Source organism: Legionella santicrucis (assembly GCF_001468135.1).
Lineage (GTDB): Bacteria > Pseudomonadota > Gammaproteobacteria > Legionellales > Legionellaceae > Legionella > Legionella santicrucis.
On sequence record NZ_LNYU01000024.1, the window covers coordinates 24,710 to 42,064 of the forward strand.

Below are 17,355 nucleotides of genomic sequence, written 5' to 3' on the forward strand. Positions count from 1 at the left end.
TTTTTATTAAGAATAGCTCATCTGCAATGCTTGTTGTTCTGAAGATGAAGAAACAGTGTTTGGTGATGCGAATAAGCTATCGCGGGAGTTTCCAACTGAAATTTGAGAGGGAATAAATGAAGGTAGAATCGCTTTGACAGCACTATCATTAAAGATTCCAGAAGCGACTTTATTGCCTTTATAATCGTTTACTTCTTTAATAGCCTCATTGTTTACAGCTCTTACCAGCTCAGAAGTTGTAAATACATAATATCCAGGACGCTCGCTATAACGACCAACAGTGTGTTTAAACATGGTCATCAGTTCGCCATAGGATTTGATGTCATTTAATTTAGCTAATGCTTGGGCAATAGTTTCAGTTCCAAAAACCACAGTTGGTTTAATTAATAGAAGATTTTCGTCAGATTGGCTTAATTTTGCAATCAAGTTGGCTCGTGCTGCAGATTGAGATTCCCAGTAAACTGAAAATGTATCATCCTTTGGCGCGTTTCTTGTATGTGGAAATAAAAAGTTACCGATTTGATTCCAGAATGCAGCTGTAGGATTCATTTGCATTTGTGCTGCTTCCAGTTCCTCTATAGTGACTGTTTTACAAACAGCAGTGAACGTCACATAAGCATATTTTCCAGGTTTATAAGAGAGATAACTTTTATCATCTTGAAGCGTAAGTGCATGTTGTTTTCCATTCACACTGAGCTGATATCCAGTTTCTTTAGAGTGGGTTACCTTTAACACGCCAAAGGTTTCTTCTTCAATTTCTTCTGCAAGCTGTGCTAAGAATAGATCATTTTTATTTTCAACAGTCCCACCATTAACTGTTAACACTGAACCGCCACGAGGGCCAGCAAAAACATAATTTTCTCCATTAATTTTGAAGACAATTTGTAAACCTGTCCCATCTGGAACAATGCCTAACTCAGCAGCATTTTGATCATAATACGCTTGAGGCGTTTCCAAAGGACTCAGGTTAATTATTTTTTCGGTCATTAGATTACTCACTTTTTCGTTAAAACCTGTAACCTCAAAGCTAATTGACGTTACTACATCGAGAAAATTCTGCGAAAAATTATATCATAGGTAAATTGAAAAAATAGTGCACTTTGATACTATATAGAGCTTATTCATTTGGTTGACAGTCATGCAAGAACGTATTGATAAGTTACAAAAAAATACCCATGGAGACTTAGTGAGCTTATTGCAAACGGGTAAAGCAATACTTATTCTGGATAATGATGGGACTATTTTCAACTCCCAACCTTCCGAGGCATGGAGAATAAGAACAATTTTATCTAGTCTGGGGGAAACTCAACTTCCCACAATGGAAGAGCTACTTGAAATTGGTTATGGCAAAAAAACATGGGCCAATGGATTGATTCAATCATTAAAAGAGCAATTTCCATTTCTTTCTGCAGACAATCTGGAAAAACTGAAGCGTCAATTAGAAAGCGGCGCTGTTGATGAACTTATTGTGCAGATGGGACATAATATGCTTCCTATCTCTGGGGCTGAGCGTTTTTTACTAGATATGAATGAAAAGGGGCATAAGCTTGCAATTTGCAGTGATAATTATTCGGATACCGTAGCCGAGGCGATTAATTATCATATTCGCGGTGTGCATTGTCAGTTGCCCGATAATCGGGAACCTCACGAGCATGCAGTGAAAAAAGCAATACAATTTGGAGATTATATCATTACTTTAAATGATACTATGGGTGTTAATCTCAAGGGCAAACATAAACCAGATCCCACTAAATTATTAATCCAGCAATTTAAAGCATTAATGGACTTAAATGTAGTTGAAGCACCACAACTCGAGAAATTCATTGCTAATCCTGAATTTAGACGAGAATTAAAATCACACGTAAATTATCGAAAAACGGTATATATTGGTGATGATGTTAATGATTACTTAGCAGCCGCGAATGCAAATTTTGATTATTTTATTGCATCAACGAAAAGTGGCAAATGTAATGAGGAGCAATTTTCCTTTAAAATTGATACGAATCAGTTCGATATTGAAGTGATAATGATTGATAATCTACAAATGCTTAATGAGTGGATTAATACTGTATCTAGTGATGTACCCATTGAAATTACTCCCAGTAAAAAAGTAACTGATTTCAAAGTGGGGACGAGTTCGCATGTGTTTTTTGATGCAAATTCTAATGCAAATACCCAAACAACTGTTCAAACTTGTGCGCCTAAGTATAGTTTTTAATTGCATGCACAAGACAGCTATTTGTCCTTAATGATTTTTATTTTTGCAGGGAAGTGAAATCCAGCTTTTGTTGATTTTATTGCGACTTCACTGGAAAAAATCCGTAGCCCTCTGATTATCATCACTTTTGTGTAGTATTGCAGCTAAAGCATCACACGCAGTAAAATATGTAGGTGAGTTTCATAAAATTAATGATATTCAGGTTATAAAAGAATTTGCTTTATTTCGGAATACATTTTTTTTAAAGAGATTACGGTAAACTGCCGCAATTGTGTGTAAAATAAGATCAGTTGCAGTGCAAGTTGAAAAACAAAAATAAACGATCCGGGGCACCACTTGTTCTGTTTTTTTGAGGTATGTAGACCACCAATTGTCAACAGACCTTAATATAAATTTAAACAATTAGGAGCTAAATTATGGATTTTTCATCATCAATTGAAGAAATTGCAGAATATATTGGTGAAAAAGTATATTTGCGAGGTTTTCCGATTGTAGCGCAGGATGTGGGTGGGACTCAGCTTTTAGACCGAAGTCGAATTATGCCCAATAGCCCTGATAGGGTCACACATGGTTTTGATAATGCTAACCGTTCCGCAGCTTTACTTCCTTATATTATTGATCTATTAAACCGAAACCAGACCGAACTTCCTGATCATTTGCAAAAACAGCTCGCTGAATTAACTCCTGAACATATTAAAGCGTTACAAATAGTAGCGTTAATGCGGGCGAGTGGACGCCACTATCATCCTAATATTACCCCCCATTACTGGAATAATCCTGATTATGGTAGTGGTTCTCTGTATGCAAAATATGGCGAACAGGAATGTTTGGCTATGTTACAGGAATTACAAGTTCCTTCTTCTTTAGATCACCAAAAATTAGCTTTTGCGGTATTAGGTAATGAATTTGTTACGAGTTTGTATGCAGATTCAAAAGATGAGGCTGCAAAAAATATTCACCATAGAGGTAAAGATGATTTATATAGTCTGTTAATTAATGTGTTGAATGTTTTAGAAACGACAAGAGATCGTAAAGATAAGGTAGTCCAATTAGAATGGATGCCTTTGTTTAATCAGTTAGGTAAAAATGGGCAGAATGAATTCATTGATTTGGCAAAGACACATATTGAATCTATTAGAGATTTTCAAGAATTTTTATGGACCACTACCAAAGTAGAAAGTCAAATCATTGCAGCCCCGGATATGGTTAAAGGTAAAAGTTATAATGGAAAAAAATGTACCGCCCAAAAAATGTTTGATCTAATGGCTGAAACCCATGGAAATAGGGCAAAAATAGAAAAAAATACAGACAGCCCATTAGAAAGTGCACGAGCTGCCGTCCAACATTGGAAAGACAATTTGAACGAGGAGAGTAAAAATAATGAGGATGATTTATCGCCGCGGAATTCAATTAGATAATCAATCATGTAAGGAGATTTCAATGAAAAAGAAACTATTTCTTATTTTAATCTCTGTGCCTCTTATAACTAGAATGAATTGTCTACGAATCCTCGAGCCTCACTTATTGGCAGTCTGCTGTAAATGTTCATGGGAGTAAATTTTGGCTGGAACTATCTCAAGATCGATTAACCGAAAATAGTCAAACTATAGCCCTATCTTACGGTCTAAAAATTTTTTCGGTGTCTGGTAAAATCTCAAAAAAAACGCCCATATTTTTTCTCTCTTTCTCAAGAAAATCCATAAATCCATTGTATATTTTTTGATCACCAAATTGAGGGTCGGTAACTATAAACTGTCCATTGTATTTCTTTCCTAACAAGGTATGAAGTACTCCCGTATTTATCACAATCAGCATTGTTATTCCTTCAGGAAAATCAGCTTCGCTTAATTCTGTAAGTGTTACTTTTTTTCTTATAGGTACATTTTTTTTGAACAGTGAATAGAGAGAGGTGATCATCGTATCTCTTGAGTACTTATTGCGTACAGACTTAGATAACTCTTTAATTTCAATACCAATTACATTGAGATGGTGTTTTTGGAAGTAGGATACAATCTTTTCTGGCGATGCGGCTTTGCCAGGCTCCAGCCAGATTTCTTTATATATTTCTAGTTCTTTGCTTGGAGTATAATTGCTTTGATCAATATATCCTCTTTCAAGAAGTATCCTTATAATTGCTCTTGCAGTACAAGAATTTTTAAATTTTTGCTTGTCTATCGAAGGCTCAATATCGTCGAGTTTTGCTTTTAATTTGGAATTATTGAGTACGAAATCTGCAGCCTCGTCAGAAGTAACTATTAATTTGAGGAAACTTTTATGATCAAGCATATTAACAAATTCTTCTGATGTAAGAAGCAATTTTATGGTATCTGAGGAAAGATGTTTCATTGTTCCTAATGTAATAATTCCTTCAATAGGCTTATCATGAGTACTATGGATTTTTTTAAATGTACTTACAAATTTTTCTAAAGTAGCTTTATTAATTGCAATATCTGCATCTTTACCAAAATTAAAATCAATGCTTTTATAGATATTTCGGCTGTATTCAATATCACTAAGCGTCGCATCTGGAAATTGTGCTGTTGTAATATTTAAAATCATAAGCGTTAACCCTAGTATTAATGAATTTACTCATTGTGAGTGATGATAAAGATAGAGCCACCTACCTGGATGCGTTCAGGCTGGGAAATGCGTCAGCATTATGTCGAGGCCTTAACAGGAACTTAGAGAAAGCGTAAGTGCCTTCTGAGCCTGAACGAGCAGGGAAATAATGTATCTCTTATTCCGAACTCACCTTATTTATGTATTATAGAACATTTAATAATGTCTTCTGGACGCTAACTGTTTTGAATATCCATCCTAATTTTTCTTCTGGTAATTTGCATCTGTTATTGGAATTGATAAATTAAAACATTGACCTCATCCTGAGATTTATATGAGTATTGCATTAGTTTGGTTTCGACAAGATTTAAGGTTGAATGATAATCCTGCATTTATTGAAGCTTGTTCCCGTTATCAGTTTGTGATTCCACTGTATATTTATGAAGAAAAAAATAGTGTTTTAGGAAGAGCGCAAGCATGGTGGCTGCACCATAGTCTTACTTCCTTAGGCCATTCTTTAAAACAACTTGGATTAAATCTCATTCTTCGTAAAGGAGATCCATTAGCGATTATTTTAGACATAGTCAAGTCAGTTTCTGCAAACTCCGTGTTTTGGAATCGCTGTTATGAGCCAACAGCGATTTCACGTGATAAAAAGATTAAAGCAACTTTGTTGGAATATGGTGTTGTAGTTCACAGTTCAAATGGAAGTTTGCTGCACGAACCTTGGACAATTAGAAATAAAAACGGCGATTATTTTAAAATGTTTACCCCTTATTGGAAACACTGTAAACAAATCCTTAATATCCGACCACCTATGCAATTGATGCAGCAACCAACTGGAGTCGAAATTCAAAGCGAGGAGCTTTGGGAGTGGAAATTATTACCTAACCTCAATTGGGCGTCACGATTTGCCGATTATTGGACTCCAGGAGAGGGGGGAGCACAACAAAAACTCCATGAGTTTATTGAGCATCATCTTAATGGTTATAAAAAAAATCGAGATTTTCCTATAAAAAATGCGACATCACGTTTATCACCGCACTTGCATTTTGGAGAAATCAGTCCGTTGATCATTGTACGAGTAATTGAATTAGCAAAACTTGATCTTAACTGTGATTTAACCTCAGCGGAGCATTTTCTATCCGAGCTGGGATGGAGAGAGTTTTCAATTTATCTACTCTATCACTTCCCTAGTCTACCCTATCATCACTTTAGGGAGGAGTTTGATGTATTTCCTTGGCATCACGATGAGCAATTATTAGCTCGCTGGCAAAGAGGTTTGACGGGTTATCCCATAATCGATGCGGGCATGAGAGAGTTATGGGCAACAGGTTATATGCACAATCGTGTACGCATGGTTACTGCGTCATTCCTTACCAAAGGATTGCTGATTGATTGGCGTTTGGGGGCGGATTGGTTTTTAGATACTCTTGTGGATGCTGATTTAGCAAATAATAGTGCAAGTTGGCAATGGGTGGCAGGATGCGGAGCTGATGCAGCACCTTATTTTCGTATTTTCAATCCAGTATTACAAAGCCAAAAATTTGATCCGGACGGCAGTTATATTCGTCATTGGGTTCCTGAACTTGCTCAATTGGAGGGGCAAGTGATACATGCTCCATGGGAGTCTTCTAATTGTGACACTATTTATTTGAATACAAACTATCCAAAACCCGTTATTAACCATCATGAAGCAAGGACGAAGGCATTAAGTTATTACAATGAGTTAAAAAAGAGGGATAAATCAAGACCTTTCCTATAATCATAAAGAAATTCATTAATACTTGCTTAAGGTAAATTGTATTATTATTGACAAGATGTGATGACAGCAGGAGTTGCTATTGGTTTAGCGGCCACAGCAGGTATTGGTGTTGGGATTGCAAGTAAAGCGGGCATGTTTGCACATAGAGCTGCAAAAGGTTCTATAGCCAATGCAATGGAAGAAGTGAGTAGCAGTATAGAAAAAACCAAAAGCATGAATTAAGTTTAAACGATTAAGCAAATGATGAAGAGTGCTTTTGATCTTGCCTATATAGTGCAAAATATTGGGTATAGGTCAAGGAAGTCCCTATCTATAATGAGGTTTATACGGTATTAAACTCAATATCAGTAAGTAACTTCTCTAACATGTCGGGTTTGATAGGCTTTGTAATGTGAAAATCAAAGCCAGCTTCTTTGGCTCTGCGTCTATCATGTTCCAGACCCCGCCCGGTAAGTGCGGCTAATATAATATTTTTTCCCCACGGTTGTTTTCGGATTTCCTTAGCCACATCATAGCCATTAAGTTGTGGCATGCCGATATCCATTAGAATTAAATCTGGACGAAATGAGCTAGCAGTATCTATTGCATCTAAACCGTTAGACGCAATTTTTATTGTGTAGCCCATAAGTTCTAGCAATAAAGTCAAGCTCGTTGTTATATCAACATTGTCATCCACTACAAGGATACGACGGCAATGTGTTGGATTTATTGGCTCATTTTTGTAATCAAGAGATGAAGCGATTGGTATCCGGACAATAAACTCGCTGCCAAAGTTTTCTCCTTTACTCTTGGCTTCGACAGTTCCACCATGTAACTCAACCAACTGTTTTGCAAGCCATAATCCGATTCCCAATCCTTCTTTTGAACGTTCCAGTTGTTTATCAACTTGGGTAAATTTATCAAAAATATGGAGCAACATGTGGGCCGGTATACCGATGCCATTATCAAGTACTGATACAACCACGTGATCGTGATGTAGTTGAGCTGATAGCCAAATCATTCCTCCTTTTTCTGTGTATTTGGATGCATTATTAAGAAGATTTGAAAATACTTGGGTAAGCCTGGTTATATCGGCTTGGATATAAATAGGATAGGAAGGCAGATCAACGTGTAATTTGTGTTCTGCTGCTTTGATTATGGGATAGCTGCTTTCAAGGGTTTGCTGAATGACTTTTGACAGTTCTATACGTTCCATGTGCAGCTGAATTTTGCCATGACTGATTCGATTAAGATCCAGTAAGTCCTCAATGAGACGAGCCATTTGCACAACTTGTCGTTCTATTATGTCCTGAGCTTGTTCAATGATGGGTGCATTCTTCTTTGCAAGCCGCATAATTTCTAATGCATTAAAAATAGGAACAAGGGGGGTACGTAATTCATGAGCTACGGTGGCTAAAAATTCATCCTTATGTCGAGACGTATTGAGTAATGCTTGCTCAGCCTCCTTGCGGATACTCACATCACTTGCAATACCGAACCATTCAATAATTTCTTCCTTCTTGTTGAGAATAGGGATAGCACGAGAGTGCGTCCAACCAAGCGAGCCATCCAAACGAAATCCACGATGTTCCAGATCGAAAAGACCTCTAGCTTGAATGGCCTCTTGCATCGTTTGTTTTACATGCACTTGATCCTCTTGGTGAATGTACTTATCTATCCACTTTTTACATGGTTCGAGCAGATCGGTAATAAATTCACGTCCTTGCAGATATCTTATTTCGCTCCAGTCAGCATTCATACGATAAACAACATCGGAGGTGGCGCTGATCAGCGTTCTGAAGTGCTCTTCGCTTTCATGCATTCCCTCACACGCTTGGGCCTTGGTGATACTGATTGCTACTTGTCCTGCGACGAGATCGAAAAAACCTCGGTAAGCATCGTCCAAGGAGCGACGAGCGCTTACACCCACCACCAAAAAACCCATAAATTGGTTCTGTCCTGGTTTTGCTAATGGGAGAACAATTGCTTGCGGTGATGGTTCTGGCCAGGGACCTCCTGGCAATGGGCCAAATTGTCCTGGCGGGTGTGAAATAATAATACTACAACCTGATTTGATGACTGAGGTAAATGGCCACGGTTCTTCAGAATCTGAAAGTTCAAGAGAAACTGGGCTTAATGGCTCACCAGCCATAATGCCACTGGATGCTGCTAGCGAAATCAATTTCTGAGCGCCGTCAAGTAAGTATAAAAGTGCAAAAGGTACATCTTTTGGATTTTTTTCCAGGATACGTATACTCGTTTTGCAAGCATCTTCGACTGATTTGACTTCTTTATTATGGTGAGCAGCAAGCTCGCGAAGAGTATACAACCGTCGCGCACTAATGTTGCGTTCAGTCTCTTCAATGACTACGCACAAAATACCATTAATATGGCCTTGATCGTCAAATACAGGACTATATGAAAAGGTATGATAGGTCTCTTCCAGAAAACCGTTTCGCTTTAAAAAGAAAAGTAGTCTTTCATCCCGGGTTGCCTGACCAGAATACAGCACTGATTCAGCGCGAGAGCCAACTTCAGGCCAAACTTCACAAAGCGAGCGACCTAATGCCCATGGATGTTTTGGGCCAAGAGTCATCTTGGCATAAGCATCATTATAAAAAAGGGTGAGATTTTGTCCCCAAGCCAGCCACATGGGATAGCGGTTAGCAAGTATTGTTTTAATCATTGTAGCTAAGCTTTGCGGCCACTTGTTCATTGGTCCCACTGGAGTCTTTGACCATTCAAAAGTACGAGTCAATTCTTCCATTTCACTTGCTCCAACAAAGGCACCAAGCAAATCGTTGGGATTAGATTTTTCCATAGTGGCGCAATTATTTCCAAATAATAATTTACTCATTCCCTAATCCCAAAATATTGATAAATGATTTAATCATTAATATTTTTACATTGCTTTTGAAATCATATTTAAATTAAGAAAATGGTGCAAGTTTCAATTTTTCAGTCCAGGCCAAACAGACTAATCAGCCGATTTGCTCAATTAAAAAATAAACTGTTGTTTTTTAGGAGGCGGCAGCAAGGAAAACCGTAATAGAAGTTCAATAAGTATTAGCTATATTAATAAAGAATGATCATTAAAAAAGGACTTTAATATGAACTTAATTTTATTAATTGTTTTAATTGTGCTGATATTAGCCTTACTTCCTACATGGCCTTATAGTGCAGGCTGGGGATATTATCCTAGTGGTGGTATTGGTTTAATTCTTCTTATTTTGATTATTGTATTGCTTGCACGAGGAGGACCTTAAATAAATGCCAAAACCATTACGCTACACGAAAGATAACATCATCAAAAATGATTGAGAAGTTTTTAAGAAGGCATCAACCATTAATATTAAAACCTATGAATTTTCAACGATAAGGAGTGTTACTATGGAAAATAGAGGGATTGTAAAATCTGGGGAAATCACTGGGACAACGGTAATGAATCCAGCAAATGAGAAATTAGGTGAAATTGCAGAAGTAGTTATTGATAAACAAACAGGGAAAGTAAATTATTTAGTATTAGATTTTGGTGGTTTTTTAGGATTTGGTAATAAATATTTTGCAGTACCTTGGCAGTTGTTTTTATATAACAATAAGGACGATTGTTTTATTCTTAATATAGATAAACAGCATTTAAAAGATGCTCCTGGTTTTGATAAAGATCATTGGCCAAATTTTTCTGCACCAGAGTTCACTACCTCAATTACTGGCTTTTATACTATAAGGAAATAATGAGTTTCTAGTTCTTTACTCACTACAGCAGGGGGGTAATTGAATTTTTATCCGTAAATCGAATTGGCAACAAAGCATTTTTAAGATAGAGCTTCTTAGCTCTATTAAGCGGCTCTATCTTAAAAGTACAAGAAGTACGACAATAAAATCAATATATGTTCTTTAGCTCAGAAGAATCTATTTGATTGATATGAATCAAATTAATTTTAATCAGATCCGCCAGAGTTTTTGCCTGCATTTTTTTCATGACTTTGGCACGATGAGCTTCAACTGTGGATATAGAGATATTAAGCTCATAAGCAATCTGTTTATTGAGCTTACCCTCAACAACTAAATCCATGATTTGTTTTTCACGTTTGGTTAAACTATTTATGCGTCCATTAAAATCAGATTGCGAGCGAGGAATGTTAAAGTGATTTTTTTTCAAGCACTTCTGCGTCACTTCTAATAGATTCTGATGATTCACTGGTTTAAGAATGAAATCATAAGCACCAGCTTTCATAGCCCGTACAGCCATAGGAATATCACCATAGCCTGTAATGACGATTACAGCCAACTGATTATTTTTCGTATTAAGATGCTCTAGTACTTCAATGCCACTCATTATCGGCATTCTTACATCGATAATTAAACAGCCATTTTGGGATTCATTATAATTATCAAGAAAATTTTTGGCATTTTCATAGGTTTCTACGTTAAGATTTACTGACTCAAATAACCAACGAAATGATTTACATATTTGCGGATCATCATCCACAATATAAACAGTTGAATTATTAAAGGGCATATCGACTATCCTTGTGAAATATTGAGAGTGAGATACTGATTCCATGAGATAAACATTGAGTATCAACAGTGACATAATCTTCGGAAAAAAGAGAGCGGCAATAAGTAAGCTTTTTTTCTAAGTCATCTTTTTCTATTAGAAAATTGCTTTTTATTGTTATGTTGAAGGCATATTTTTTAAGGATTTTAGCTTGAATTGAGTTGTATTCATACAAAAATCAGAAAGGTTATTTTCCAGTAATTCTAACTTTAATTCAATCTCATAGAGGTTTATTTCAAAAGTAAATAATGAAGTAATTTCCGTAATAAGATCAGGAATATAACTGTCTTTTTGTGAAATTATTTCGCGCATTTCATACACTTTATTAGCAAAAAGGTCTGTATGCTCCATAATTTTTTGTAAAGTACTTACCATTTGCTCTGAACTTAGATTATTATTTTTTAACCTAAGTTCACATCCGCCTAGATACGCTTTAATTACAGTTAAAGGCTGATTTAACTCGTGGATCAGCTGCAAAAGCAATTGTTCTGCTGAGCTTTTTTGTATGAGTCCATTCATCTAGCTGTTTTATCCTAAACGTATTTAAGCTCTCTGGATCCTAACACGAACACGTCAATGTACTCGACTAAGATTTACGTAAATATTATTTCATTAAGTTTATTTATTTTATTCTGGTTATCCCTAATAGTCACAAGGTAATAGTTAATAGTCATCTTAAAAGAAGTTTTAATAATATAAAAAAATCAAATACAAAGATAAATAATATTCGATTTGTTCAGGAGATTTGTTTTTATGAAACGAAAAATAGCAGTGGTTACTGGGGGGACGGGTGGAATAGGAACGGCAATTTGTAGGCGTTTAGCGGCTGATTATCAGGTGATAGCGTGTTATTTTAAAAATGGAAAACACGATGAAGTGATTCAATGGCAAACTACGCAAAAAAATGCAGGCTATAATATTGATGTTTTATTTGCAAACTTAGTCAATTTTGCTGATTGTAAAAATATAACTTCGTTAATCATGGAGCGATTTGGGAGTATTGATATTTTAGTAAACAACGCAGGCATTACAAACGATATTAGTTTAAAGAAGATGGATCCACAACACTGGCAACAAGTCATTGATTCTAATTTAACCAGTACTTTCAATATTACACGCAATGTTTTGCCTTATATGCTTGATAAAAACTATGGCCGTATTATTTGTATTTCTTCAATTAATGGCAGAAAGGGACAATTTGGCCAATGTAATTATGCGGCAACAAAATCTGCTTTATTCGGATTTACAAAGAGCTTAGCACTTGAAGTAGCCAATAAAGGAATTACGGCGAATACTATTTCTCCTGGGTATATTGAAACCCCCATGCTTAATACTATGAAAAAGGAGGTGATTGATTCGATTACTAAAAGCATTCCGATTGGGCGTCTTGGAAGACCCGAGGAAGTTGCCCATGCCGTATCATTTTTAGTTGGAGATGAGGCTGGGTTTATCACAGGTGCTAATTTAGACATCAATGGCGGCCAATATATGTAATTTAAATTGATTTAAATATAAAAATTTTATTTTTTCATACTGGAAGGTTCATGGAAGATATTAATATTAATGAAGAGATTAAAAGAGAAATGCAAATTTTGGTTTCTTTAATAAAGAACCAGGATGAAAGCGAATATATTAAATTTAATTGGGATGAGGAATTTGACGTGATACGTTCAAATAATTAAAGTGTTTCTTCTATTGTTGGTTAAACAATGCTATCGAATATAGCAAGCCTGCTAATTATAGCGAATCATTTTGAATATATTTCGCGGTAATTTAATATAACTACACATGTCTTAACCTAACTTTTTAAGTAATGCAATGTTATTAGAAAAAAATGAGAAATTTATTTTATTAATTGAAGATAATAATTCAGTGAGAGAAGCATTAGTTTGGACTTTGGAATATGCAGGATATTTAGTGGCAACAGTTCGAAATGGAGAAGAAGCATTAAGTTTTCTTGAAAACAACCCACTTCCTTTTGTTATCTTTTTAGACTTAATGATGCCTGTGCTTGATGGGTTTGAATTTAGAGAAAAAAAACGAACAAATCAGCAGATAAAAAATATTCCAACGATAATTGCTTCAGCTAAAACTAATTTGGAAAAAGTAGAAAGGATGCAATATGAATCATTCTTGCCGAAGCCTTTTGAACTTAATAACTTATTGGAACTCATAAGAAAATATCATGAGTTAAATTAGAATGCTGATCGTGAGGAATTTGTTGACAAAATTTAGATACTAAAGATCTTGTTGCTATTTAGAATCGCTTAGCCAAAAGCTTTTCCTCGAAATTTTTATGTAAGGCTTCGAGTTACTATTATTATGATGAACATGAGTTTTGAATTGGAACAATTTATCTAAATAGCTCTGTGCATGTGAATAATCAAAAAATTGGAATTCATCCTCAGATGTAATTTTTGAATAGCTATCTAATAATAAGGACACATTGCTTCATGTATGGGAATATAGAACGCTAAAAAATGATAACAAGGCAAAGAGAAAAAACAAAGAAAGGAATATATCTGGTAATCCAACGGTAGTTAGTTTATTTGATGCATTTGATAAAATAACCTTTGAAAATGACCTAAAGATTCCGAAGGTAGTGAAAGATAATATTGTTTCAAGAACAGAAATACGAGATAACTCAACTCACTCTGTTACTGCAGCAAACCAAAGATTAATACTTTCAACTAATGTAGGGTGAGCAAACATAATGTCACGTAATTTTTGATAAGGTATATCCAATTCCATAGCCAATTGGATGACACCAAGGATTTCACCAGCCTCGGCACAAAAAATGGAAACACCTAAAATACGATCTGTTTTTGCATCAATAACCGCCTTCAGAACACCAATTGTTTCACCTTGTGTTTTTGCTCTAGGAACAACAATAGCAGGAATTTTTGCTATTTTTAGGGAGTAACCTTCGGCAAGAGCTTGTGATTCTGTCATTCCAATTCGGGCAAGTTCTGGGTCAAGGAATACCGTATAGGGAATAAGTCGCCCATGTACTGAATGTTTGTTCTGTGGATTTTGTAAATTATGTTTGACTAAACGATAATCATCTAAAGATAAATGCGTAAACTGTGCCCCACCCTTTACATCTCCCAGAGCCCAAATACCTTTGGATGTAGTTTCGAGATATTCATTTACTTTAATAAAACCGCGCGCATCAAGCCCAACTCTTGTTTTATCTAAATTTAATCTCGCTGTATTTGCAACACGTCCCACAGCAATAAGAATATCGCTTCCACGAATAAACTTAGATTTTCCATCTTGATTTGCATTGATAATTATTTCGCCTTGTTCTTCTTGAATACTATTGATTTTAGTATTAAGAGTGAAATGAATTCCCTCTTTAGTTAACGTATCAAATACCTGCTCAGCAATATCTCTATCTTCACGGCTAATAAACTTACTGTCTGCTTCTATCACCGTGATGTCCGCCCCCAAACGACGAAATAACTGAGCAAACTCTAAACCAATATAGCCGCCACCAACCACAAGCAAATGCCTAGGAACTCTATCAATATTCATTAAACTGTCATTAGTATAATATTTTACTTTGTCGAGCCCCGGAATAGGGGGGATAAAAGGTAAGGCACCGGTATTAATAAAAATTTTATCTGCTGTAATTTCTAATACTTTTTGACCATCTCTTGGTGAGGATAAATTCACTTCAATCGTCTTAGGTCCTACAAAATGACCATGACCCAGTAAAAGATCCATGCCTGAATCTAAAAATTGTTTTAAGTTTGCTTCACGCATCGAATTGACTATTGAATTCTTACGGGTACGAACCGCCTTAAAATCAACAGGAGCAAGATTAGCCTCTAAACCGTACGCTGTTGCTGAACGACAATAATGGGCTATCTTAGCTGATTGCACGAGCGCTTTTGTTGGTATGCATGCCACATTAATGCAAGTACCGCCAATTTGATTGTCTTCAACCATAACAACTCGCTGCCCCGTTTTTGCTAAATCGACAGCCAGAGTTTTACCGCCTTTCCCGCCACCTAAAACGATCACATCGTATTTTAATGTCATGATTTTTCCTAGATTGCATTAATCAAAGCCGTATACTTATAAACTATAGAAGCAAAATATCTTATTTTGAAATATCCTTCTGAGATTTAATGGGTTATTGAAGAGGTACTTTTTGTAGTGGTATTGCTGTTTCTATGGGAAGATACTCCAATCCTGCATCCTTACAAAAACAGCAGTTTGATAAAGCAAGAAAAACGTATAGGCATGTTGACAACAGGGAAAAATTACAGTTTCCAAGTTGATAAATAAGTTGCTGTAACAAGTACATTACTCCCAAAGAATAAGTTTGGAAATAATGGATAAACCGGATTTCATCTTTACAGATGACTTGTTAGTGTTGCTTTTTCTGCACCCAAGGAGTAAATAAAACAATTTATAAACGCTTTATTTTAAACACCAAGTATTATGAAGGAAATCATGAAATGGATTTAACAATCAATGGAGAATCATCGTTCCAGACTATACTCGAAATAAAACAATTACAAGAACAACTGTTACTGCAGCAAAAAAAATTACATGAAAAGGAACAAAAAATTGATGCTCTTTATGAAGAAATAAAGAGTTTACACGATCAATTTACTGAGTTTTACGATTTTAATCCTTCCGCTTTTTTGACTATTGATAAAAATTATCAAATACAAGCGGTTAATTTTCAATGTGCTTTTCTATTGAAGCACGATCGTAGTCAATTGATTAATAGAAATTTTTTGACACTAATAAATGCTTCCCACAATGACATTCTAAAAAAATGCATCCAAGCGGTATTGAAAAAACAGGTAAAAGAAACTTGTGAGCTGGAGTTATTATCAAAAGATGAAGAGCAAAAATGGGTATATTTGGAGTGTTTGTCTGCAAAAAATGAATTATTACAGTTGGTTCTCAGAGATATAACCTACATACGACAATTAGAATCACAACAAATTCAATTAAAGCAATCCTTGGATACCTTCCAAGATTTATTGCACAATGTTCCTAACGCTATAGCTACTTTAGATAAAGAATTTTATTTTAAAATAATAAATGCATCTTTTATTAAAATTTTTGCAAAAACTTTTTCAATAGAAATTTGTTCAGGAATGAATTTTTTGACGCTTATTGCTGATATTTCAAAGTACAAACAAGAATTAATTAATGCTTGTTATCAAGCTCTATTAGGAAATGAAACGAACATCGTCATAGAAAATACTAATGAGCAATATAATACAATTTTTTATTTTGAAATAAATTTTCATCCTGTTTATAACCCTAATTCTCAAAATACGGAAATTATTTTGCTGATAAAGGATTTAACCAAATTTTATTTAAGAAAAAAATTAAGAATGAAAGAACAGTCGAAACTTGCTCAGGCCATTCGCTTGAATACTATGGAGGGTATGGCATCCGCATTGGCACACGAAATCAACCAACCATTAACCGCGATTTTTCTTTACGCTCAAACTTGTCTTTTACAGATACAGAAAAATGATCAAATTAATAAATTGGATAACCAGTTATTAAGTTTTTTGGAAAAAATCATCGCTCAAGCGAAGCAGGCTAGTGAAATAATGAGTCGAATGAAAAGTTTCATAAGTCAAGATGAAAATCTTTCCGAAGAAACTGATATTAATGTATTAATTCAAGATGCGATGATTTTTTTGAATTATGAATTAACTCATTCAAAATTACAGATCAATTTAAATCTTGCAGAAGGGCTGCCTAATTTAAGCATCAATAGAATTCAAGTGATGCAAGTTATTTTAGATTTGGCAAGAAATAGCATAGAAGCAATGCGAGAAGAGACAAATGTCTCTTCTGAGCTGACGATACAAACAAAAGATACAGTTGGGTATATTGAAATTCATGTTCGAGACAATGGACCAGGCATTATTCCAGAACACAGAGACCGAGTTTTGCATTCCTATTTTACTACCAAACCACAGGGTACTGGTTTAGGGCTTACTATGTGCCGAAACCTTGTCGAATCATGCGGAGGTAAATTGTATGTAAAAAACAGCGAGGTGGGCGCTTGGTTTATTTTTACTTTACCAAAGTAATAGGGGCTTGTTGACCATTCATTTGAACAGGTTCTTGCAAAAGCTAGATTACCGCTTATCAAGCCCAGTAGGCAGAAAATGGGAACCAATGGTCAATAAAACTTTACAAAAAACTCCGCTAAGAACTTAGTAACATGGATTACGCTTGAATTATTATTTATTTGAATATAAAATGATCATTTTGATAAAATAG

Annotated in this window: 17 protein-coding genes; 11 read left to right on the forward strand and 6 right to left on the reverse strand. The window is 35.4% G+C overall.

Going from position 1 to position 17,355, the window contains the following annotated elements:
• Nucleotides 1–6 precede the first annotated feature (6 nt).
• Complete coding sequence (locus Lsan_RS04935) at nucleotides 7–987, reverse strand: hypothetical protein (RefSeq protein ID WP_058513404.1); 981 nt, start codon at nucleotides 985–987, stop codon at nucleotides 7–9.
• A gap of 151 nt (nucleotides 988–1,138) precedes the next feature.
• Between Lsan_RS04935 and Lsan_RS04940 the strand changes: the two genes are divergently transcribed.
• Both Lsan_RS04940 and Lsan_RS04945 read left to right on the forward strand, forming a co-directional pair.
• A complete protein-coding gene (locus Lsan_RS04940; protein ID WP_058513405.1) occupies nucleotides 1,139–2,218 on the forward strand; it encodes an HAD family hydrolase in 1,080 nt (359 codons plus the stop codon).
• Nucleotides 2,219–2,634: 416 nt separating this feature from the next.
• The gene (locus Lsan_RS04945; RefSeq protein WP_058513406.1) at nucleotides 2,635–3,636 is read left to right on the forward strand and encodes a SidE phosphodiesterase domain-containing protein; all 1,002 of its coding nucleotides are present in this window, start codon (nucleotides 2,635–2,637) and stop codon (nucleotides 3,634–3,636) included.
• 199 nt (nucleotides 3,637–3,835) lie between these two features.
• Here the strand turns inward: Lsan_RS04945 and Lsan_RS04950 are convergent, their stop codons facing one another.
• Nucleotides 3,836–4,777 carry a hypothetical protein gene (locus tag Lsan_RS04950; protein ID WP_058513407.1) on the reverse strand — a complete coding sequence of 314 codons (942 nt, stop codon included), beginning with the start codon at nucleotides 4,775–4,777 and terminating at the stop codon, nucleotides 3,836–3,838.
• A 334-nt stretch (nucleotides 4,778–5,111) separates the two neighbouring features.
• Here Lsan_RS04950 and Lsan_RS04955 point away from each other — a divergent pair, with 334 nt between their 5' ends.
• Both Lsan_RS04955 and Lsan_RS22455 read left to right on the forward strand, forming a co-directional pair.
• Nucleotides 5,112–6,542, forward strand: coding sequence for a cryptochrome/photolyase family protein (locus tag Lsan_RS04955; protein ID WP_058513408.1), 1,431 nt, complete (start codon nucleotides 5,112–5,114; stop codon nucleotides 6,540–6,542).
• A gap of 60 nt (nucleotides 6,543–6,602) precedes the next feature.
• Nucleotides 6,603–6,764, forward strand: coding sequence for a hypothetical protein (locus Lsan_RS22455; protein WP_237762038.1), 162 nt, complete (start codon nucleotides 6,603–6,605; stop codon nucleotides 6,762–6,764).
• Between the two features lie 100 nt (nucleotides 6,765–6,864).
• On the opposite strand, the gene Lsan_RS04960 is transcribed toward Lsan_RS22455, so the two are convergent.
• Nucleotides 6,865–9,378 (reverse strand): ATP-binding protein, encoded by a 2,514-nt coding sequence (locus Lsan_RS04960; protein WP_058513409.1) that lies wholly within the window; start codon nucleotides 9,376–9,378, stop codon nucleotides 6,865–6,867.
• A gap of 253 nt (nucleotides 9,379–9,631) precedes the next feature.
• Here Lsan_RS04960 and Lsan_RS21425 point away from each other — a divergent pair, with 253 nt between their 5' ends.
• Together Lsan_RS21425 and Lsan_RS04965 are read left to right on the forward strand one after the other, a co-directional pair.
• Entirely contained in the window at nucleotides 9,632–9,787 is a 156-nt protein-coding gene (locus Lsan_RS21425; protein WP_083505080.1) for a DUF3309 family protein, read from the forward strand.
• 124 nt (nucleotides 9,788–9,911) lie between these two features.
• Nucleotides 9,912–10,256, forward strand: coding sequence for a PRC-barrel domain-containing protein (locus Lsan_RS04965; protein ID WP_058513410.1), 345 nt, complete (start codon nucleotides 9,912–9,914; stop codon nucleotides 10,254–10,256).
• A gap of 148 nt (nucleotides 10,257–10,404) precedes the next feature.
• Here Lsan_RS04965 and Lsan_RS04970 read toward each other — a convergent pair whose 3' ends face one another.
• Both Lsan_RS04970 and Lsan_RS04975 read right to left on the reverse strand, forming a co-directional pair.
• Nucleotides 10,405–11,043, reverse strand: a complete 639-nt coding sequence (locus Lsan_RS04970) for a response regulator transcription factor (protein WP_058513411.1) — start codon at nucleotides 11,041–11,043, stop codon at nucleotides 10,405–10,407.
• A 156-nt stretch (nucleotides 11,044–11,199) separates the two neighbouring features.
• Nucleotides 11,200–11,601 (reverse strand): hypothetical protein, encoded by a 402-nt coding sequence (locus Lsan_RS04975; RefSeq protein ID WP_058513412.1) that lies wholly within the window; start codon nucleotides 11,599–11,601, stop codon nucleotides 11,200–11,202.
• A gap of 234 nt (nucleotides 11,602–11,835) precedes the next feature.
• Between Lsan_RS04975 and phbB the strand changes: the two genes are divergently transcribed.
• The 4 genes from phbB (at nucleotide 11,836) to Lsan_RS23490 (ending at nucleotide 13,786) form a co-directional block, all read left to right on the forward strand.
• Nucleotides 11,836–12,576: an acetoacetyl-CoA reductase gene (gene phbB, locus Lsan_RS04980; RefSeq protein WP_058513413.1), complete on the forward strand. Its 741-nt coding sequence runs from the start codon at nucleotides 11,836–11,838 to the stop codon at nucleotides 12,574–12,576.
• A 50-nt stretch (nucleotides 12,577–12,626) separates the two neighbouring features.
• Nucleotides 12,627–12,764 (forward strand): hypothetical protein, encoded by a 138-nt coding sequence (locus Lsan_RS21945; protein WP_157068284.1) that lies wholly within the window; start codon nucleotides 12,627–12,629, stop codon nucleotides 12,762–12,764.
• Nucleotides 12,765–12,900: 136 nt separating this feature from the next.
• Complete coding sequence (locus Lsan_RS04985) at nucleotides 12,901–13,281, forward strand: response regulator (protein ID WP_058513414.1); 381 nt, start codon at nucleotides 12,901–12,903, stop codon at nucleotides 13,279–13,281.
• A gap of 247 nt (nucleotides 13,282–13,528) precedes the next feature.
• A complete protein-coding gene (locus tag Lsan_RS23490; RefSeq protein ID WP_420324283.1) occupies nucleotides 13,529–13,786 on the forward strand; it encodes a DUF3644 domain-containing protein in 258 nt (85 codons plus the stop codon).
• On the opposite strand, the gene Lsan_RS04990 is transcribed toward Lsan_RS23490, so the two are convergent.
• Nucleotides 13,732–15,129, reverse strand: coding sequence for a mercuric reductase (locus tag Lsan_RS04990; RefSeq protein ID WP_058513415.1), 1,398 nt, complete (start codon nucleotides 15,127–15,129; stop codon nucleotides 13,732–13,734). The two genes, Lsan_RS23490 and Lsan_RS04990, sit on opposite strands and share 55 nt — an antisense overlap.
• A 422-nt stretch (nucleotides 15,130–15,551) precedes the next feature.
• Between Lsan_RS04990 and Lsan_RS04995 the strand changes: the two genes are divergently transcribed.
• A complete protein-coding gene (locus Lsan_RS04995; protein ID WP_058513416.1) occupies nucleotides 15,552–17,162 on the forward strand; it encodes a sensor histidine kinase in 1,611 nt (536 codons plus the stop codon).
• The last annotated feature ends 193 nt before the right edge of the window (nucleotides 17,163–17,355 follow it).